This window comes from Paenibacillus sp. J22R3, assembly GCF_056269305.1.
Genome location: NZ_JBWDNS010000001.1, coordinates 1,083,165 through 1,103,099 on the forward strand (window position 1 = coordinate 1,083,165; position 19,935 = coordinate 1,103,099).

Consider the following 19,935-nt stretch of genomic DNA (forward strand, 5'->3'; position numbering starts at 1 on the left):
CCACTTTGACCAATCCAAGCTTATTTATGCTGACTTCCTTATTGGGAGACCGATTGGTACCATTCGTTCACTTCAGCGGTCACCGCATCGCCACCGGCGGAATTCCATTCGTCAACAAACTTGTCGAAATCACTTACCGGAGCGTTGCCGAAAATGATTTTGCTAAACGTCTCTTGTTTTATTTTCTCAAGAAGTTCCCACTTCTTCTTCATGGTTGCCGTAGGCGCACCGTTGAAAACATTTACTTTAGAGGCATCAACCTGCTCCAATATTTTACCGTACCCTTGAACCTGATCCTCCGGATGATCTTTATAGAACAGATCATTAGGCGTTGACAGAGCCTCTCCTTTGTAACGCTTAATCATCGGCTCTACGCTGGCTTCGGGAATTTGCGGCATTTCCCACAGCAGGAAATACTTCTTGGAGTCAATATAGCCGTTAGGCAGATCCTCGTTTTTCCTGGTAGGCTGACCATCCTTCATGATCCAGTCATAACCTTCGAAATACCCGTGCTCAAACTCACTGCCTTCTCTTGGATATGCCAGGTTCTCGAACAAGTAATTGAAATAAACGAATAGTGCATCCAGGGTTCTAGGTTCGATGTCCTTGTTAATTAGGATGGCCGAACCGCCTTGAACCGTGCCGTTACGACCCGCTAGTCCGTCCGGACCGGTCGGAATGTGGTACGGCTTCATCTTGGCCGACGGAACGTTCTTAACCAGATCAGGGAACGGATACCACGGAAGCCACTGAGGTCCCGCGATCATACCGATTGTACCTTTGCTGATTACTTCAGCCACTTTGCCGCCGTCGTACAATCCCGAGTCTTTAGGTAGGTAGCCTTTGTCGTACCACTGCTTCAGCTTCTCTAAGCCTGCTTTCATCTCAGGCTGTACTGGCCCATAACCGACTTTGCCGTCTGCAGTCATATTCCATTGCTCCGGTACGACGCCGTAGGCACCGAAAATCCAGGTGGAATTGCCAATGCCGTCTGCCAAACTAGCCTTCGGTGCAATGACAAGGCCGTACGTATCCTTTTTGCCGTTTTGATCGGGGTCCTGGTTGGTGAATGCATCCATCACTTTCTCTACATCGTCAATCGTCTCCGGCGCCTTTAAATTCAATTGATCCAGCCAATCCTGACGGATCCATAGTACGGGATCCGAGCCGTAACCATAGGTCAATAGAGGAATACCATACTTCTTGCCATCCTTCTTGAAAGGGTTCCAAGTATAATCATACTTTTCCAACGCGTCTTTCCAGATCGGCGCAGCCTTTTCATTGAATGTCTCGCCGACATCCATGAATTTGCCGGAAGAGATAAGGTCTTGAGCCAAGTTTGCATCAAAGACAATCATCACATCGGGCATGGGCTCATTCGACGAGAGAGCAAGCCTTAGTTTTGTTTTGTAGGCGTCGTTTTGGTCCGTTACAGACCAAAGATTTTTGATATTGATTCCAAACCTCTCTTTCGCCCATTTCGTATGTACGTTATCATCGACATTCTCACCATCTTTGAATGTAACACCTGCAGCAACGCCACGAACGGTGGTAATCGTTACCTCGGGATTAAACTTCCCTGATAAGTTCCCGTCAACAACGGTGGCATTCTCCGCAGAATTGTCCTCTTGCACATCCGGTTCTTGTACCTGCTGATCATTCTTTTGTGTGTTGTTGGATCGATCAGTCGTCGATTTGTCGTTACTTGCGTTCTTCTGTTCGTCATCCGGGAATCCGCTGCAGGCCGTAAACAAAGTCATTGTGCACAATAGCATGACAAGCAACATGATAATTGGCCGACTTTTAAGCATACCGTCACCCCTTTAATTGGATAAGGAAACTAACCTACCTCCATAGTAATAAAGCGCTTTCAACTTATAAAGATCAAATACCCAATATCGTGTCACTATTTAAAGATGTTTTCCTATTTTCTCCAACAAGCCGCTCTGAGACAAATACATCAGCAGGAAGAGGAGCCCATGCGTCGAATGATCAGAAGTAGTCCAAGCGCTAAAGTCAGGGGGCATTTATGAGAGTTTCATCAACGAATAAGACTACCTTTCATAAAATGAATTTCATTATTTTCCTTCTGCTAATCCCGATTAATATTCTGTATTGGTTCTCTAATCAAGCAAGTATAAACGTAGTCAAAAATACGCAGCAGCAATCCGGGCTTAATCAGCTTGTCTATCTGGTCAACCAGCTTGATGGGAATGTAAACCAATTATCGAAAGTACTTGTTACGCTAAGCAGTGATCCAAGCATCATTGATTTCGCCTACCTTGGTCGATTGAAGCCATTTGAGCAGATGGAACTTGCTAATACGATCGAGAGAAAACTTGTTCTTCAAAGCGTATCCAATCAATTCGCGAATCATTTAAGCGTGTATTCCATATCTGCTAAACAAACTGTCGGCACTTATCCCGTTGGTGAATTTGAATATCCTGATTTACCAGGGGCCATCTCCGAATCGTGGACATTTAAGAGGAATCAGGGAATCAATGAGGAATATCAGTCTTATTTTGAACGATACTTGTTCTCCCCCTACTCGCAAAATAAAGTAATCGACGACGCGAATGTTATTCTGCGGGCAAGCTTTACTCCTGAGAATATTCGGTATATGCTGGGTGATTTTACGAAAGGTCAGCAAATGGAAGCCTACTTTTACTCCCCCGGCCGTGCACCGATTATGGGACAAACGACTGATAATTCAATGGTTCAGCAGCTTACGGCTAGGCTGGATACAAGTCTGCTTCCGAATGAAGGCAGCCAAGTCCTAAAGCTCCTTGGAGAAAAATATATGGTGTATTTCGCAAAATCCAAAACATTGAACTGGTATATGATTGGGTACACGCCACTCGATCGCGTTCTTGAGCCCATTACGCAAACCCGAAATCTATTCTATTTCTCTATCGTTCTCCTGCTGGCAACGGGAATTACGGCCTCCTTCATGCTCTATCGAAACGTTCAACTCCCCATTAGCAGGCTGATCTGGGGGGTAACTCAGTTTAAGCAAGGTAATTATGCGGTGCGGATTCGTGACACCAGTAAGAATGAATTCGATTTCTTAATCGGGAGTTTCAATGAGATGGCGGAACAAATCGAACAGCTTATCGAGAATGTTTATAAGGAAAAACTATTCGCGCGCGAGGCCATGTTAAAGCAGCTTCAATCTCAAATCAATCCGCATTTTTTGTACAACTGTCTGTTTTTCATTCAAAATATGTCACGCTCCGGAAACGATGAAGCCGTTGAAGCAATGGCACTGAGCTTAGCGGAATTCTTCCGCTATACGACACGATTGGAGAAGCGTACGGCACCTCTTCATGATGAACTGAAGTTGGTCACCAACTATCTCATGATTCAGCAATTAAGGATGAAAAGGCTGCAGTACCAGATCGACATTCCGGAAGAAATGCTGGATATGGAACTACCTTACTTATTTCTGCAGCCTTTTATAGAGAATGCCATCATTCACGGCTTTGAACAGAAGAAAGGTCCTTGTATAATTTGCATTTCAGGACAAGTTCGTAGTGAGATGAATATCATCGTCGTTGAAGATAACGGAAAAGGACTAACCCAGGAAGAAATCGGCCGTCTACATGATAAATTACATTCTACACTGAATGAGGATATGGGCCACGCAATTTGGAACGTGTATCGAAGGCTTGTTCTGGAATTCGGAGAACGCGCCGTTATTCGGTTCTCTTCATCCTCACTCGGTGGAGTTCGGGTCGAAATCATTTGGAATGCCTAGTTCCCGATCTAGGAAGTCGCGCTTGCTGCACTACGCTTATTTCTTGTGTATAGAAAAGCCGCCCTCATCCTTCCGGATGCTGGCGGCCTAGTTTCAGACAGCTGTATTTGCAGAACCTAATCTATCTTCTTGCTTACTCCGCCACCAAAAGTATTCTGATATCCATCGGCATCTTTTATCGTAAATTCGCTCCAAGGCTCATAGTAATTCGGACCATTGACGATTGCGACACTCATAGAACATACCTCTAATTTGGAATATTAAACCAATATAAGTTTAATCATACAATAAAAGGCACCGAGCGAACAGGAATTTCTCCCTATCCATTCGATGCCTACTCGTAATGCACGATTAAATCAATATAAACACTTTGTCATCTTCTACTTTGACCTGGTAGGACTGCAAATCCACACAAGCAGGAACGCGTACTGCCGCACCGGTTGTAATATCAAAGCGACCGTTGTGCTTCGGGCATTCCACTTGCTTCCCCATTACAAGTCCCTCTGACAGATGGTACTTCCCATGTGTGCAGAAACCGTCAGTCGCGTGGTAATCCCCTTTGTCGGAGCGGTACACAGCGAAGGAACGATCTGCCTGATCGAAACGGATTACATCCTCTACTTCAATTTCATCAGCATCGCAAACTTCTACCCATTCCTGGTTTGACACTATGCTTCACTCCTTGTTAGTTGGTCCAAATTAGGACCGTAGCGATAAGGAACGGCTGTATCCGGCAGCGGCTTAACGACAACATAAGACGGATCGTCTTTCTGCTTGCGAAGCGCGCCGATAACTTCTTTGAGGGCTGCCCATAGACTCGGTCGAGCTGCCGGGCAATCGGATTTCATGACTTCATGGAGTTTAGGCAAGGCGTGAAACGGAACCATCGGGAACATATGATGCTCCGTATGGTAGTTCATGTTCCAATAAAGGAAACGGAATACCCGGTTCATATAGATTGTCCGCGTATTCAGGCGATGATCCAACACATCTTCATACAGACCCAAATGCTGCGTAATCCCAAACGTGAGTACAAGCAAACCGCCATAGAATGAAGGAAGAATGATGAACATTGCAGGCAGAATGCTGCCCATGTAGATGCATGCTGCAATAACAGCCAGAATAATCAGCATGTAAACACGTGCTTCACGGTACACTTTATGGTGCTCGGAAGCCGGAATATAGTCTTTCTCTTGCTCATCCAGCTTACCGAATGTATGCAGGAGGAAGCTTTTGATTGCCAGCGGGCCGCCGTACAAGTGGAAAATTTGCATGTATAGGATTTTCCAAACCGGCGGTCTGGCGGTAATGATCTCCGGATCGCGGCCTACGATAATCGTATCGGTATGATGACGGGCATGACTCCAGCGCCATGGCGTAGCCGATCGCAGGACAAAGAACGAAGCAATGTGATAAACGACGTCATTCATCCAAGGTGTCTTAAAAGCGGTACCGTGTCCACATTCATGCCAGCGGGAATCGCCTGGTGTTGCATAAAGCAAACCGTACAGGAAGAACGCCGGAACTGCCCACCATGTGCCCCAAGATTGATAAGCAAGGAATCCAAGGATAATGAGTCCGCCAAACCAGATCAGCGTATCTCGGATAGCCGGACCATCCTTTCTCTTCATCAATTCCTTCATCTTTGCACGAGGGATTGGGGTTTGATGCCACTCTGCGGAAGCAAGACCTTTCTCATCCGCACGTTTGCTTTCAACGCCTTTCAAACTGTAGTCTCTTCGTTGTACGACAATTGCCACTATGACCGCCTCCTTATTTATTTCTATTCGTGCGCGGGCACGTCATTCTCCAAAAAAGAAAGCCTTACAGGCTTTCGGGAATATAAATATGTGTCTCTGTATAATGATGCTCGGACTCCGGCTGCTTCCCTGCAAACACATGATCAAACAGGATACGCAGCGACAAGTACCCTTGCCTCTCCGGATTCTGTACAATCGTGAAATCAATGATCCGCTCACGAAGGCCTTGAATAGCCGGAGGAATCAGATCGTTGCAGACAACTCGAAGTGCGCCTTCTTGCTTATGATGCTTGATAACGTCAACACATGCGCCAATATCGCCTGTCGCCATGTAGATGCCGCTAATATCATGTTGTGTACGCAGTGCAAGATCAAGGTGAAGATACGTATCTGCATATCGGTCAAAGCCTTCAATGACTTGAAGCACTTCAAGCTTATTGCCATGCTCCGCAAGTCCTTGCTTGAATCCTTCAACCCGAGAACGATGTGCATGGAACTTCAGGTTACCGGTAACGATCAACACTTTGGCATTCGGCTGCAGAACACGGTTCATCAAACCAGCAGCAACCATCCCGCTCTTATGCAAATCCTGCCCCACGAAACAAATCCGTTTGCTGAGCTCTACATCCGAGTTGAACGTGACAATCGGTACTGCCCGTTCAGCAGCGTAATCGATGCTTGCACGAATCAATTCATCGTCCATGACGGAGAACATAATACCGCTTACGCCAGCTTCGACAAGCTCGCGAATGGCAGCCGCACCTTCCTCCGGACTCTTATTATCGACGAATCGATACTCCAGTCGGACGCCAAGATCCTTAAGCTCTTCTGCCGCAACGCTGATTCCGTTACGAATCGCTTCGAAGAACTGAATTTCCTGCGGCGGCATAATAATGCCGAATACAAGAGGTTTCTTCTGATACGCTAACGCTTTGGCAGCAATATTAGGTACATAATTCAGTTCAGCTGCAATGCTAAGAATTCGATCGCGAACATCCGGTTTCACGCCGGGCCTGTCGTTAAGCACCCGGTCAACGGTTCCTCGCGATACCCCTGCTTGCTTGGCAATTTCTCTAATGGTTACGGTCATAATTCGCTCCTATTGCCCAGGTGTGCTCGGGCACCTTTTATTATAGAGCGAATGATTTATTCTCACAAGAGCCTTTATACGCCAACTGATTTGAGTTTATTGTCGAGGAACGTTTTCGCACGCGGAATGTCCTCTTCTTCCAAATGCTCAATGATGATCGGAATGTTCGGATGAAGCTTCGCCAAACGCTCCAGATACAAGTCATAGTTCAAATTGCCAAGGCCCGGAGCCGGAAGTTCGACTGCGCCTGCACCACGGAATGAGTGAGACTCGGAAGCGTCAATATCAGCATGCTTCTCGAGCGTATCAGTAGCCCGCATGCAGTCTTTGGCGTGCGCAATTTTGACTTTATCGCCAACTGCATTGAAGATGCGGTTCAACGTTTCATCAATATGATCGATATTATTGTCGGTGAAATAGTTAGTCGGATCCATCAGTAGGCCAAGTCCCGGATGATTGACATCCGAGAGCAAGCGCGATACTTGATCCACAGAGCCGATAACGTTGTTAACGTAGTTCTCAATCAAGAAAACAGAGCCGTTGTCGTAAGCAAATTTAGCCAGATCTTCAATCGTGTTTGCTACTTCCTCGTACGCTTCTTCCGTTGCATTCTTCGGATCCCATACCCAGTCACTCTCCGTATTGTAAGTACCTGTCTCACTCACCACGTACGGGCTGCCTAGTTCACGAGCAAATTCAAGAATTTTCTTAACGCCATGGACGTTCTGTTTGCGTTTCTCGGGATCCGGGTGAATCAGGTTCGTATAACCGGAGATGCAGACGATCGGCAGATTCGCATCACGGAATGCATCGCGAATGGTGCGGCATTTCTCTTTCGTCAAGGAATCGAAGGATAGATCCATGTCTTTGAAAGCCAAGTCCAGCTGCACGCATGAGAAACCGTCTTTCTTCATTCTAGCGATCGATTCCTGAAGCGAATAAGGATAATAAGCGTTGAAAATACCGACTGATAACATAATGATGACCTCCGCGCGTTATATTTTGGCTTAAATGAATTCCGATAACTTCACTGTCCTGCCTTCGGCAATGGACTTGTAGCAAGCGTCAACCGCCGCCATGGTCTTCAAATTATCGCGTCCGCCGATTTCCGGCTCGCTGTTTGTTTCCACGGCACGCAGCAGCTGTGCCATTGTTCCTTGGAATGCATCCGGGAACCAAACGGAATCCCATTCCGGGCGAATCCATTCGTTCGGTTGCTGACGGGTCGTGAATGCCAGCGTGCTTGGCGAATGCTCCGGATAACGCGGCCAGCCGATTGTACCTGTAGCCATGCCATCCAAACCTTCGACGCGCCACTTGATGTAAATATCCTTCTCTGTGCCTTCGCCCGGCCAAGCCCATACATCATCTAAGCTAGTCGCCATCAACTCATCCTCATATTGGAAGGTGTATTGCGAAATACCATCGATATGCGAGAACTTCGTGCGCGGGTCTTTGCGCGTAACGGCTGTGATCTTCTCAGGGTCGCCGAACAGATAACGGAACGCATCAATATGATGGATACCCATATTAAGAATCTCGATTTGCTCATATTGCTCAAGGAAGCCCTGCCAGTGCGGAATCGCACGCATTTCAATCGTTGCAAGAACAGGCTGTCCCAAGAATCCGCCTTCAAGAATCGCTTTAAGCGCGCGGATGGATTGGTCATATCGCATGTTGGAGTTTACGGCGATTTTGACCCCTGCTGCCTCGCATAACTCGACGATTTGACGAGCTTCTTGTGAATTCATCGCAAGCGGCTTCTGGCACAGAATCCCTTTAATATGCGGTTGCTTCACGGCTTCGCGGACTACGTCAAGTTGACGATCCGGAGGCAATGCGATATCGAGAATTTCGATCTCCGGATCGCGCACGAGCTCTTCCCACGTACGGTGAACCTTAGGGATATTACGCAGCTCTGCTACGGCTTTCGCATTCTCATACGTACGGGACGCAATGGCAACCGGATTGAATCCGGCATCGCGATAAGCGACTAGGTGGCAATCCCGCATAATAAAGCCGGATCCGATACATCCTATCCGGTAATCCATCCGTTTGGGCATTTCAGGCCGAATAATGGTTTGAAAATCAAGCTGTTTCATCTTTATGCCTCCTTCGTTCCTTGCCTAGTTATTGGATTCGATCCAAAGTGAAGTTGTTATCGTGCGCTCTTCTCCTGCTTTTATACCCTGGACACCCGTTAACTCTTGCTCATACGGAAGATTGAATGCATCCGTTACATAGGTATAAGGCTCAATGGAGAAAGCTTGATCCCAGTTCGGTCGGAACAACAGCACGAATGGGAATTGCGCATCAAGTTGGTAGGCGATGGTATAGCCCGCATTAGGCAGTACTAAACGGTTTATGAAATCCGACTCCGGATCAATGGTGAGCAGCGTACATCCAAGCTCCGGATAATCGGCTAGCTCGATTCCGGATTGGATCGCTTCGCTCAGCTCCGTTACCGCTGGACGTCCCGTTACGAAAGATAAATTCGTAATGGGCCATTCTGCTGCAGCAGGAACCTGTAGTGTAAGATAGGGGTCGCTTTCATAGGGCAGCGAGAAGTAAGGATGCAATCCATAAGCGAATGGCGCTTCATCGGAGCCTTCATTCTTTATGCAGCTATCCATACCCAGCTTGCCGTCAAGCAGCCGGTATGTAATCGTGAACGTTAATGAATGTGGAAAATATGCCAGGATGTCCGGGTAATTCTCATAGCGCAAACGACTTGTAACCCATGCTCCCTGTTCATCGGATGCACCGCAATCAAGCACTTCCCATGCTCTTACGCTCAACTCTCCGTGTAAATGATAATCCGGCGGTTCATTGATTGGAAAATGGTACGTACGATCTCGAAACGTAAATGTACCTTTGTTAATCCGGTTAGGTGGAGACAACACCGGAGTCCCGTACTTCGAGCTGGCAAATTTCTCGTTCTTCAGCGTAGATAAGCTTACGGAAGTCTTGATGACTTCGCGTCCATCAGTCGTAAAGCTGTACAGATTATTGCCAACTTCCGGCAGCAGCTCTGCAATACTTCCGCTTAATGTATCAGACAACTTAATAATGGTTATGCCATCTTGCTTGAGCGTTTCAACTACGTATCTACTCATGTTCTCCCTCCGATGGTTCGCGGGATCGCGTGTTTGAGTCCGGCACGTTGGGAACGGTTTCAATCGCTATGTGCTCGGGCACATTTGATTATATAACGAGTAATCGATATTCACAACAACAATTTATTATCCTTCGCGTTACCTATTGAAGCCAGTACAGAGGCTCAATGAAGGAGCCTCTGTACTCTTGTGTCGCCTATTAGAGCTTCGTGCCGAAAATCGTCGAATTTCTGCTCATGGCTTGCGCAAATCTCGTTCGTAAGTGCTTCATCCACTCCGGTTCATGATCCCATTTCTCCGCAACGGATCGAATTAATCGCGCATAACCATATACATTTGCAAAACGCCTCAACGCCGGTAATACCGATTCCATGTTCTCCGGTAAATCATATGCCGTGCTGTATCCCTCCAAGAAACACTGTTTCTTATGGTGATACAGCTCTTCCGAAATACAGTCCTGCAAGCTGTCCAGCGCTTGCTCGATGTCCATCGCATACCAGTGATACATGGCATCGTCGAAGTCAATCGCATAACAACGCTTCGTTTCATGATCATAGAACACATTGTCGTATTCGAAGTCATAATGGATCAAACCATAATTTCGTGAATGGATGGGTAAAGCAGCAAAATAATCGCGAAGCAATTGGACCTCCGTCCTGGCTGCTGCTTCATTCGGGAGCTCCTTGATCTGATCATCAATCCAATCCAGCACCTCGCTATATGACCATCTTCGTTTATCCCCCGGCTCATACTCGCTCGATAACCGGTGGAGCTCACCCAGCGCTTGGCCGTGGCTAAAGACGATCTCGTCGGCAAGGTCAGTTTGATTCATCGCAGATCCAGGCACTCTCTCGAATACGGAGGCGTAATAGTCGCCCCAAGGCGTTTGAATTTCTGCGAGTTCCTCCCCTGCATTGGATTTCACGGCCACCAGCACGCCATACTCATGTTCGTGCAAGTACTTAATGAATGCCAGCTCGGCTTCGATATTCGATCGGTTTTTCTCCCCAACAGGAGCAAACCTTAGCAGCTGTGTCTCGCCTTTCTTGCGAAACGGATAAATCGCATTCGATGATATCCGGTAATATTGAAACATCTCAGTCGACTCTGCATCATAGTCCCAGTTCCTCAGAATCATTTCGGCCAAGTTTTCATTATGGAATAAATAGTTCAGCTTTAACATATTCAGGTGACCTCCGCGTCATAAGCTTATTTTTGCGCGCAAAAAGACCGCAAGGCATATTGCCTGCGGCCTCATAATTCTGATCATTAGGGTTTGCTTGCATACGCAAACAAACCTATCCCGATACAGAAATATAGTACAGAAACATCCTTCTTCACGGCAGACTCACTGTGTCTACCCACCTATTCAGTTCACGCTCACCTTAATAATTGTTGCAGTAGTGGTCGTAGCCCGGCGTTTCATGCCGCTCACTCCTTTCGGAAATAACAAGTATCTTCATCGTATATGAGATCGTGGTTGGAAGCAATTACTATTTCTACGAGAACTTTGCTACCTCCGGCCTACAGCTTGAGCGCACGTTTAATGCTCAGCTCAAGCGGCGAATACGCACTGCCGTCGCTACGATCGAAGTTCATTCGCTCTTTGAGAGGCGTCGTTCGATTGCACATGAAACGGGTCACGCCGCTATGGTTTTGCGAGGGGGTATGATAGAGAAAAGGATGGCATAAGATAACGTCGCCCGGCGACATAGTCGTCTCCTTTACCCGAAGTAAAGTGCCGTGCTCGTCGGTAAAGCCGTTCGTCATAAACCTCTCAACACGATTCGCTCCGGGCAAGAAAGAATCATCTGCGTTTCCTGTTAGCGCGGCCATCCAGGGATGCCAGACATTACACTCTGCAATCGCTTCATGCGGATCCATTCCCTCCGGCTTCGTGGCTAAGTAACGGGCGACAACTTGATGGGAGCCTTCTGCAATTAACGTTCCCCCGCCATGCGGCCCGATCTCCGAGAAGATGCACAAACACAGCAAACCCTGCTCACGGGCGTCGACGAAATGGTGAAAATGAGACCCATCCCAATGCCAGCCGGTTGCCGGAACATCCCACTCTTCGTTCGCACCAAGATTGAAATTAACCGGCCACCAGCCCCAGCTCGGATAATTCCGGTCCTCGTCGCCATTCCACAATACCTTCTGTGTCCAGCGATCCTCTCCAATCAGATCTTCAATAGCATCACCAAGCCGGTCCGTGTTGCATCGATCAAATGCTTCGCTTCGAAAGTTTTCTTTCATGAACAATATAGGTGTATGCCACGTATCTCGGTTATCTCGATCGATCTCATATCGTCTTAGCTGCTCCCAAAGGAAGTCTTGGCATTCCAGCGCCAACGTTCTCGGGAATGCTTCCTCGACTTTGACCCAACCCAGCTCCATAAATTGCTCAATCTGTGAATCAGTCAGCACCTTGTTCATCTCTGTTCAAGCCTCCCATTACTGATTTGCCCACCATAATTAAAGCGCTTTCTTCAATATATCAGGAGACCGGCCATTTTCATATCCATATTTATACATAACAAAAAAGCCGCGATTCATCGCGACTTCGTCAATTACTCTTCATCGAGCACAATATCCATGCAATACAAGAGGTTAAGCGCTTCGGGCAGCATAAATTTCGCTTGGCGGATTCGATTCTGGCTAGGATCGATCTGATAATTAAGCGCGTGGGAGAGGTCTGCTCCGGATAAATTGGTGTCACCGAACATACTTTCCGTGAAATCCGAGCCTCTTAAATTCGCTTTCGACAGATCTGCTTCGCGGAAATCAACATCCTTGACAGAACAATTCGTGAACGACGATTGCGGCAATGCGACACCGATGAAGGTCGAGTGATTTAACGTACAATCTTCGAATTTGAGCAGGCTCGGCACTGCGATTCGCGGCCATTCCGCTTCCGACCAATTGATCCCGACTAGCTTCGATTGCATGAAATGAACCTGAGAGAACTTGCTGTCAGCAACCTTCATGAGGTTCAAATCGCAGCGGTTAAACGTGCATCCGGTAAATTTGCATTCATCGAATACGGTTTCGCTAAACTCACAATTCGTAAACGTGCAATCGTAGAAATGGACCGCGACGACTTCCACTTTGCTAAACTTGATATCCTTGAATTGCTCATCGAAATATTCGCTCTCCGTGAACACCCTAGTCACATCCTTATTTCTTAATACGGCTAAACGTGGTCATGACCATCTCTAAACTAGCGTTTCCAACTCAACCACCTGGCATGCCCATCCGTTTCGGCTAGCCGCATACTCTGAAACCGGCCATCCCTATAGGTATCGAGATTCAAATCAAGATCCCACATATTATTGTAAAGGTGATAGACCTCTCTTGTCTCCCCCAATATTCGGATTTGTTCAACTAATTGGTGTTTATCTGAGTGACGGAGTTGATTAGCCACATGCGTATGAAAGATGCACAAGGCATGATCCTCAGAGGTCGTCACTGCCGCCGAATCCAAACATGCCAAGGCGTTGCCTTCAATGAGTTGAACAGCTTGATGATCAAAATAACTTGCCGCCTCTTCAAAATGGTTCATACGCTCACGATGCTCCGGCCAAATTAAAGCCTTCATCCACATTCGATCCTCCGACTGATGGAGTTGATTTACATGGAGATCAATGCCGATCCTGGACGCCACCGGAGGACTATCCGAGTAGAGGAATGGAAGATTCGGTCCGCGCAGAGAAGCGGTCAAGGTGAATTGGGATTGCGGATTGCCATAATACCCATCGACATGACTATAGGAATACCTATACTTATCCTAGAACAACTGCAGTCCGGCGCTCGTTCCGATCTCGATCAATGCAAGCGGTTTGTTCGATAGATGGTGGATGAGGCAGAACGCCGGATACAGATACGCACAGCGGCGAACCTCATTCGTCTGAACCAGCTTCGTAGTCAGCAATTGAACAAGTTCATCTCGGTAGAGCAGGCAGAATGCCTTGAAAGGTTCAAAAGCTGCTGCAGCGTCCTTCGGATTCGGCACAATACACGCATAATAATCCTTTAAGTCATGCTCAATGCCGCTTAGAAGCAAATAATGAATCGCACTTAGGAAGAGGTTCGGGATTGGCTGCCCTTCTCTACTGGCAGAGGCCATGCGAAGCAGGTCATCGTCTCCCGCTATTCGGCCTGAAAGCTGCTCATACAAGCTGCTTGTCCCTTTGCATTCTTTCTCGGCAAATCTTCTGAAGCTCTCGGATATGCTCGAAATCTCCATTCGTCCACCTCCAACAATAATCGCTCAGTTAGAGTGTAGCATCCCAAATCGATAAACAGAACCTTCATTATTCTATACTTGTAATAAGTATTATTTATCACATAAAAAGAGACTGCCAAAGGCAGCCTTGAGAACAACAGTTAACTTCCTGTCCCCTGATACTTATTAAGTCCCCTGTTCCAAACTGCGTAGGCGAGCACGAACAGCGCAAGTCCGACAACCGGTGCAACATAAGGCAGCATCGGCGAGAACAGTGTCTCCCCCGTCTTGTTCAAGATCAGCTGTGACGGATAGAAGTTGACGAAAGCATAGGGAACGACAAAGGTAACGAGAATGCGAATAAACTTGTTGTAGATTGATATGGGATAATCCATAAACGAACGAATCCCGTGCACAACCATGTCCATCAATGCACCGGAACGAGTGAACCAGAAGCACATCGAGCCGGTAATTACGATGAAAGCCGCTTGCACAAGGGTTGCCCCGAGCAGAACGACAGCAAGGATGAGCAATTCGGTGAATCCCATATGTACATTCAGATGGTTGAAGCACACGATGAACATCGTAATCCCGATGATCACATCACCTAAGTAGAAATGCCCGAATGTCCGTATAATCATATGGACGAACGGGTTGACCGGTTTGACGAGCATGACATCGAATGTGCCTTGTGCGACCATGTCTTCTACTTCCCACATCTGGAACGAGAAGAAAATCGAAGCTAAGCCGAACGTAAACATATTCATCGTGTAAATCAGCATGACCTCGTACATTCCCCAGCCATTAATCGTGTTGAATCGGTCGAGCATGACCCAGATGATCAAGAAATTGACGATATGTCCCATTGCGAATCCGAGGAAATCCAAGTAAAACATGATGCCGTACTCCGATTTGCTTTTGAAATAGATCGGGATAAAACGGGCATATAATTTCAGAAACCGCATGTTCAGCCTCCCTGCACGACCAGTTTTTTCACCGCACTTGCCCACATCCGCCGTTCCAGAAGAAGCAACGCGACGATCCAGCCCACCTGCTGCAAAATAACGAAGCCAACGTCCATTAACCCGCTCGTTTTGCCTAAATAAACGGAGATTGGATCATAGTAAATCAACCGAAACGGCAGACAATAGGAAATTGTCGTCAACGTTCCGGAGAAGAACCAGATTGGGATGAAGGCTCCGGAGAACAAGCGAATCAGCCCGCTTAGCAGCACATTAATTTGCCAGACGAGGACATACCAGAACGCAATTAAACCGATGATGTAGTTGATGAGGAAGTTGAGTAGAAAGGCATTGAAGAGCATAATTGCGAAAGCCACCGCATTCCAGCCGGTCGGCAGCTCTAATCGAAAGAAATACCAGCTAATCAATAGGAGCGGAATGAGTTCGAAGAGTACGCGGTATACGTTCTGTCCAAGCGAATGAAAGAATGCGACGAAGCGAAAATTCACCGGTTTCAGCAGCTCCATCGCAATTTCGCCGTTCCTTACTTTTCTCCCGACCCAGAAGATGACATTATTCGTTGCGAATACGGAGATGAACGAGCTGATGACTACATAGGTGACCATCTCCTTTACAGAGATGCTGCCTGCACCGGAATCCACCTGCGCATGTCCGGCAAATACGGCATACCAGATGTAAACCTGCACGAAAACCTTAATCAGCTGGCCAAACAGAAACATGAATACTTCCATCCGAAAAGCCATATTTTGACGAAGTGAATTCAGCGTCAATTCCCGATAGAGGGCGAGTCTCATACGAAAACACGCTCCCGATCCGCAGCAGCCTCAAGCGGAAGCCGCTCGACATACATCGTACGTATGATCTCTTCGATGTCTGTTTCCTTGACGACAAAGTCTTTCACTTCGTACCTGTCCATAATCCATTTGATCAGCATCGAGGAGTTGATTAGCTTCTTGTCATAGACCAGCTGCGTCTTCTTACCGTCAACACTGACGCTCGTCACGCCGAGCTCGCTCAGCTCTTGAGAGGACTCGAATATCCGATCCGTTTCCACAACCATCTGTTCGCCGGTGCCAAAGTCGTTCTTCAATTGTTCCAGGTTCCCGTCATACATCAGCTTGCCTTGATCAATAACCATGACGCGGCTGCAAAGCTTCTCAATATCGGACATATCATGGGTTGTGAGTATAACTGTCGTTCCGCGATCACGGTTGATTTCGAGGATAAAGTTACGGATCTTCTCCTTGACCACCACATCCAGTCCGATGGTTGGCTCATCCAGATAGATAATATCCGGGTCATGCAGCAGTGCAGCGCATAAGTCCGCCCGCATTCGCTGTCCAAGACTGAGCTGCCTTACGGCTACATGCTTGAACTCCTCCAAACCAAGAATATCCGTGAAGCGCTCCATATTCTCGTTGAATCTGGCGAGTGGAATATCGTACATGTATCGCATCAGCTTGAGTGAATCGATGACGGGCGTATCCCACCATAGCTGCGTTTTCTGACCGAAGACGGCACCAATGCGCATCGCGTTCAGCTCACGATTCTTGTAAGGCTCAATGCCATTTACGATAACCCGACCGCTTGTTGGTACGAGAATTCCGACGAGCATTTTGATCGAGGTGGATTTGCCCGCCCCGTTTGGGCCGATATATCCCACAATTTCCCCTTTATCGATCGTGAACGAAATGTCATCAACGGCCGTCTTGGTTTCATACTCGCGATAGACAAGCCCTTTGACATTGTTCCATAACCCTTCTCTGCTCTTGTTGCGCTTGAACTCTTTGCGCAAATTTTCCACTTGAATGACAGCCATACCATCCCTCTTTTCTCCTCTGAAAAGACTAATGACTACTACAAATTCTAATAATTACCAGCAGTGACTCGATTATCATATGGGTAAGGATGACAAGTCAATAAAAAAAATCAACGATGCATTATTCCATCGTTGATTTCTCCTGCAGCCATGCCTCATACTCGCTCTTCGTGAGCCCGTAGATATATTCATCGTGATGTTTGCCTTTCGTGAAGATCATGTCACGCAGGCGGCCTTCTTGTTTAAAGCCCAGATGCTCTTGCAGCGCAACGGAACCGTTATTGAATGCATAAACATGGGCATTAGCCTTGTTATAGCGCAGCTCCTCGAAATAATAACCAAGAATCAGCCTAACCGCCTCCGACGCATAGCCTTGACGCCAATGCTCGCGGAAGATCGCAATGCCGTACTTGAAGGTGCCATTTCGCGGGTCACAATTGCTCGTACACAGACTTCCGACCAGCACTCCATCAAGTGTCTCAATGGAGAGCCATATATTGTCGCCTTCCACCGGATGGTCGACCTTCTCCTCCGCCCATGCCTTCGTACCCTCTTCGGTTCTTGGAAAATGAATCATATCGCTGAGCCGAGCACCTTCAGAATCGCGGTCATTCTGATGATAGTCCTCCCAATCGCCGAATTCCAATGGCCTCAGTCTGACCTTACTGCCTTCCCACACGTAGGATATCATGGTTGCTCGCCTCCCTCGTTCTCAGGCGTATCTTACCATTAATTCTCAGCCAAGCATAGCCGCTTGTCGCTTATACATATCCTCCACAACAAGGCAAGCCATTGCTTCTACAACCGGAACGATTCTCGGGCAAATACAAGGATCATGTCGACCGATCGTTTGAATCTCTTGTTCCTCGCCGTCCACGTTAATCGTCTGCTGAGGAACGGATATCGATGATGTCGGTTTGACGCTGACCCGAAACACGATGTCTTGTCCGTTGCTGATTCCGCCCACAATGCCACCTGCATGATTGCTTGTAAAACCGCCGCTGTTCATGCCGTCATTATGCTCACTGCCCAGCATCACAGCCGCTTCGAAGCCTGCGCCAAATTCAATCCCTTTAATCGCGCCGATGGACAGCATCGCCTTTGCCAGCTCGGCATCCAATTTGTCGAAGACGGGTTCGCCAAGACCGGGCATCACCCCGCGAATGCGGCATTCCACGATTCCGCCGCAGCTATCGCCAACGGAAGCTAAATGTTCGATTTTGCGAATCATTGCCTTCGCAGCTTCTGGGTCGCAGGCACGAACCGCATTTTGCTCGATGATGGTTTCATCGAAGGTTTCGCATTTAATGCCGCCGATTTCGCGTGAATATGCGATGACGTCAACACCGCGTCGCTCAAGCAATTTGCGTGCGATTGCACCTCCGGCTACACGGGCCGCTGTTTCTCTGCCTGAAGCACGCCCGCTGCCGCGATGATCGCGAATGCCGTATTTCTGCAAATACGTAAAGTCCGCATGTCCGGGGCGAAAAGCATGCTGAATCGAGCCATACGCCTCCGGCCTCATATCGTGATTATGCAAAATGATGAAGAGCGGTGTCCCTGTTGTTCGGCCCTCGAACACACCGGACTCAATATGAACGATATCGTATTCCTTGCGAGGCGAAGTCACGGAAGATTGTCCCGGTTTACGCCGATCCATCTGCTTCTGAATATAAGCTTCATCGATTTCAACGCCTGGCGTAACGCCATCCACAATGACGCCAACTGAAGCGCCGTGCGATTCTCCGTAGGTAGTGATTTTGAACCGTTCACCGAATGTATTGCCTGCCATTAGATTGGCCTCCCTCTATTAATAGTCGACTTGGATACCAAGTCCGGCCAGCTGCTCGAAATACCCCGGACAAGTCTTGGAGACACAGCCGGGATCGGAAATTCGGATGTCGTGAACCCGCAGACCAATAAGTGAGAGCGCCATGGCCATCCGATGATCGTCATGGGAATCTACCAACGTCGGCACCGGCATGCCCGGATAAACCGTTAAACCATCTTGATGCTCTTCTACCCGGATTCCCAGCTTAGTTAACTCTGCACAAATCGCTGCGATACGATCGCATTCATGATGCCTGATATGCTCAGCATCTTTTAACGTAATAGGACCATCTGCGAACACTGCCATCGCCGCAACCGTAAGAGTCTGATCCGACCATTTCTTCATGCTTAGCGTGAACCCGCCTTTAAGCTGATCCGTTCCTTGCACCTCAACGTAATTCTCACCATGTGTAACCGTGCATCCCATCTGCTCCAAAATCTGCAGCATCTCGATATCAGGCTGACTTGTTCTCGCCGCATGGATGCCTTCAGTCCGAACTCGGCCTCCGGTCAGTGCTGCAATAGCCCAGAAATAACAGCAAGTGGAGACATCCGGCTCCAGCTGATAGGTTCTTCCTTCATAATTTCCTTGAGGAACCGTGATGGATTGACCATCCGCTGCCACATCAGCTTCAATACCGAAGTCAGCCATCATATCCAGTGTCATCTGAACGTAGTCTCTCTGAACAACTTCTCCATCAATGCGTATCGTTAGCTGTTCCTTCGCGTAGGGGGCAGCGATTAACAACCCGCTTAGAAATTGACTGGATGTGTTGCCGGGAATCGTAACTTCGCCGCCATTCAGACCGGATGCGTCCAGCATGTAGGGAAGGCTATGTTCGGCCATCGTGTATTCGAATTTCGCACCGAGCTTGGTTAATGAAGCAAGCAAAGGAGCTTGCGGTCGCTCACTCATCCGCTTGCTGCCGCTCACTGTCCACTTGCCATGACCGACCGCAAGCGCGCCGGGCAAGAATCTTGCCACCGTTCCAGCAGCGCCGACATATAAATTCGCTGATGAATTCGGCCATTCTCCGCCGCAGCCTTCAATGGAAGCCGTCTCTTGCTGAACGGCCGCAGCTACGCCAAGTTTCTTTAACGAATCGATGCACCAATACGAGTCGTCACTCTTCAGAATGCCGTGCAGCTCGGATTTCCCTTGGGCAAGCGCTGCTATAATAAGCGCTCTGTTGGTGAGGCTTTTACTACCAGGCACTCGAATCGTACCTTCAACCGCTGACTTCGGAGGACTGATTCTTACCTCAAGTCGATCGTTATTCGCCGACCACGGAGAACGCGCTTCTAAATCCGGATGTATCGTTACCATTTCCGTCCACCTCTTTAGGAGTAATTGA

The 19,935-nt window shown here is 47.9% G+C and carries 17 protein-coding genes and 1 pseudogene; 1 reads left to right on the plus strand and 17 read right to left on the minus strand.

Annotation, left to right across the window (positions count from 1 at the left end):
• Window positions 1–38: 38 nt before the first annotated feature.
• Window positions 39–1,787: an extracellular solute-binding protein gene (locus tag AC0YN4_RS04810; RefSeq protein ID WP_475835308.1), complete on the minus strand. Its 1,749-nt coding sequence runs from the start codon at window positions 1,785–1,787 to the stop codon at window positions 39–41.
• A gap of 242 nt (window positions 1,788–2,029) precedes the next feature.
• On the opposite strand from AC0YN4_RS04810, the gene AC0YN4_RS04815 reads away from it, so the two are divergent.
• Window positions 2,030–3,757, plus strand: coding sequence for a cache domain-containing sensor histidine kinase (locus AC0YN4_RS04815; protein ID WP_475779795.1), 1,728 nt, complete (start codon window positions 2,030–2,032; stop codon window positions 3,755–3,757).
• 351 nt (window positions 3,758–4,108) lie between these two features.
• On the opposite strand, the gene AC0YN4_RS04820 is transcribed toward AC0YN4_RS04815, so the two are convergent.
• From AC0YN4_RS04820 to aroA, 16 genes and pseudogenes are all read right to left on the minus strand, one after another.
• Window positions 4,109–4,426 (minus strand): MocE family 2Fe-2S type ferredoxin, encoded by a 318-nt coding sequence (locus tag AC0YN4_RS04820; RefSeq protein ID WP_090975921.1) that lies wholly within the window; start codon window positions 4,424–4,426, stop codon window positions 4,109–4,111.
• Complete coding sequence (locus AC0YN4_RS04825; protein WP_475779794.1) at window positions 4,426–5,517, minus strand: fatty acid desaturase family protein; 1,092 nt, start codon at window positions 5,515–5,517, stop codon at window positions 4,426–4,428. The genes AC0YN4_RS04820 and AC0YN4_RS04825 overlap by 1 nt, the downstream gene beginning before the upstream one ends.
• Before the next feature lie 64 nt (window positions 5,518–5,581).
• Window positions 5,582–6,607: a LacI family DNA-binding transcriptional regulator gene (locus tag AC0YN4_RS04830; protein WP_475779793.1), complete on the minus strand. Its 1,026-nt coding sequence runs from the start codon at window positions 6,605–6,607 to the stop codon at window positions 5,582–5,584.
• A 74-nt stretch (window positions 6,608–6,681) separates the two neighbouring features.
• Complete coding sequence (locus tag AC0YN4_RS04835; RefSeq protein ID WP_475779792.1) at window positions 6,682–7,584, minus strand: sugar phosphate isomerase/epimerase family protein; 903 nt, start codon at window positions 7,582–7,584, stop codon at window positions 6,682–6,684.
• A 30-nt stretch (window positions 7,585–7,614) separates the two neighbouring features.
• Window positions 7,615–8,709 carry a Gfo/Idh/MocA family protein gene (locus AC0YN4_RS04840; RefSeq protein ID WP_475779791.1) on the minus strand — a complete coding sequence of 365 codons (1,095 nt, stop codon included), beginning with the start codon at window positions 8,707–8,709 and terminating at the stop codon, window positions 7,615–7,617.
• Window positions 8,710–8,733: 24 nt separating this feature from the next.
• Window positions 8,734–9,723 carry an aldose epimerase family protein gene (locus AC0YN4_RS04845; RefSeq protein ID WP_475779790.1) on the minus strand — a complete coding sequence of 330 codons (990 nt, stop codon included), beginning with the start codon at window positions 9,721–9,723 and terminating at the stop codon, window positions 8,734–8,736.
• A gap of 199 nt (window positions 9,724–9,922) precedes the next feature.
• A complete protein-coding gene (locus AC0YN4_RS04850; RefSeq protein WP_475835309.1) occupies window positions 9,923–10,906 on the minus strand; it encodes a phosphotransferase enzyme family protein in 984 nt (327 codons plus the stop codon).
• 341 nt (window positions 10,907–11,247) lie between these two features.
• On the minus strand, window positions 11,248–12,159 hold the full coding sequence (locus AC0YN4_RS04855) for a phytanoyl-CoA dioxygenase family protein (protein ID WP_475835310.1): 912 nt from the start codon (window positions 12,157–12,159) through the stop codon (window positions 11,248–11,250).
• A 134-nt stretch (window positions 12,160–12,293) separates the two neighbouring features.
• Window positions 12,294–12,887 (minus strand): pentapeptide repeat-containing protein, encoded by a 594-nt coding sequence (locus tag AC0YN4_RS04860; protein WP_475835311.1) that lies wholly within the window; start codon window positions 12,885–12,887, stop codon window positions 12,294–12,296.
• Window positions 12,888–12,943: 56 nt separating this feature from the next.
• Window positions 12,944–13,969 (minus strand): annotated as a pseudogene (locus AC0YN4_RS04865) (DUF2332 domain-containing protein).
• A 140-nt stretch (window positions 13,970–14,109) separates the two neighbouring features.
• Complete coding sequence (locus AC0YN4_RS04870; protein ID WP_475779785.1) at window positions 14,110–14,913, minus strand: ABC transporter permease; 804 nt, start codon at window positions 14,911–14,913, stop codon at window positions 14,110–14,112.
• A gap of 2 nt (window positions 14,914–14,915) precedes the next feature.
• Window positions 14,916–15,725, minus strand: coding sequence for an ABC transporter permease (locus AC0YN4_RS04875; RefSeq protein ID WP_475835312.1), 810 nt, complete (start codon window positions 15,723–15,725; stop codon window positions 14,916–14,918).
• Window positions 15,722–16,750, minus strand: coding sequence for an ABC transporter ATP-binding protein (locus tag AC0YN4_RS04880; RefSeq protein ID WP_475779783.1), 1,029 nt, complete (start codon window positions 16,748–16,750; stop codon window positions 15,722–15,724). The genes AC0YN4_RS04875 and AC0YN4_RS04880 overlap by 4 nt, the downstream gene beginning before the upstream one ends.
• 121 nt (window positions 16,751–16,871) lie before the next feature.
• On the minus strand, window positions 16,872–17,441 hold the full coding sequence (locus AC0YN4_RS04885; RefSeq protein ID WP_475835313.1) for a GNAT family N-acetyltransferase: 570 nt from the start codon (window positions 17,439–17,441) through the stop codon (window positions 16,872–16,874).
• A gap of 45 nt (window positions 17,442–17,486) precedes the next feature.
• Window positions 17,487–18,542, minus strand: coding sequence for a chorismate synthase (gene aroC / locus AC0YN4_RS04890; protein WP_475835314.1), 1,056 nt, complete (start codon window positions 18,540–18,542; stop codon window positions 17,487–17,489).
• A gap of 18 nt (window positions 18,543–18,560) precedes the next feature.
• Window positions 18,561–19,907 (minus strand): 3-phosphoshikimate 1-carboxyvinyltransferase, encoded by a 1,347-nt coding sequence (aroA, locus tag AC0YN4_RS04895; RefSeq protein WP_475835315.1) that lies wholly within the window; start codon window positions 19,905–19,907, stop codon window positions 18,561–18,563.
• Window positions 19,908–19,935: the final 28 nt, after the last annotated feature.

What these genes read in the sequence shown, in the direction of transcription:
- AC0YN4_RS04810 (WP_475835308.1), bottom strand. Translation starts at nt 1,787, where the DNA reads ATGTTGCTTGTCATGCTATTGTGCACAATGACTTTGTTTACGGCCTGC.
- AC0YN4_RS04815 (WP_475779795.1), top strand. Translation starts at nt 2,030, where the DNA reads ATGAGAGTTTCATCAACGAATAAGACTACCTTTCATAAAATGAATTTC.
- AC0YN4_RS04830 (WP_475779793.1), bottom strand. Translation starts at nt 6,607, where the DNA reads ATGACCGTAACCATTAGAGAAATTGCCAAGCAAGCAGGGGTATCGCGA.
- AC0YN4_RS04835 (WP_475779792.1), bottom strand. Translation starts at nt 7,584, where the DNA reads ATGTTATCAGTCGGTATTTTCAACGCTTATTATCCTTATTCGCTTCAG.
- AC0YN4_RS04840 (WP_475779791.1), bottom strand. Translation starts at nt 8,709, where the DNA reads ATGAAACAGCTTGATTTTCAAACCATTATTCGGCCTGAAATGCCCAAA.
- AC0YN4_RS04845 (WP_475779790.1), bottom strand. Translation starts at nt 9,723, where the DNA reads ATGAGTAGATACGTAGTTGAAACGCTCAAGCAAGATGGCATAACCATT.
- AC0YN4_RS04850 (WP_475835309.1), bottom strand. Translation starts at nt 10,906, where the DNA reads ATGTTAAAGCTGAACTATTTATTCCATAATGAAAACTTGGCCGAAATG.
- AC0YN4_RS04855 (WP_475835310.1), bottom strand. Translation starts at nt 12,159, where the DNA reads ATGAACAAGGTGCTGACTGATTCACAGATTGAGCAATTTATGGAGCTG.
- AC0YN4_RS04870 (WP_475779785.1), bottom strand. Translation starts at nt 14,913, where the DNA reads ATGCGGTTTCTGAAATTATATGCCCGTTTTATCCCGATCTATTTCAAA.
- AC0YN4_RS04875 (WP_475835312.1), bottom strand. Translation starts at nt 15,725, where the DNA reads ATGAGACTCGCCCTCTATCGGGAATTGACGCTGAATTCACTTCGTCAA.
- AC0YN4_RS04880 (WP_475779783.1), bottom strand. Translation starts at nt 16,750, where the DNA reads ATGGCTGTCATTCAAGTGGAAAATTTGCGCAAAGAGTTCAAGCGCAAC.
- AC0YN4_RS04885 (WP_475835313.1), bottom strand. Translation starts at nt 17,441, where the DNA reads ATGATATCCTACGTGTGGGAAGGCAGTAAGGTCAGACTGAGGCCATTG.
- aroC (WP_475835314.1), bottom strand. Translation starts at nt 18,542, where the DNA reads ATGGCAGGCAATACATTCGGTGAACGGTTCAAAATCACTACCTACGGA.
- aroA (WP_475835315.1), bottom strand. Translation starts at nt 19,907, where the DNA reads ATGGTAACGATACATCCGGATTTAGAAGCGCGTTCTCCGTGGTCGGCG.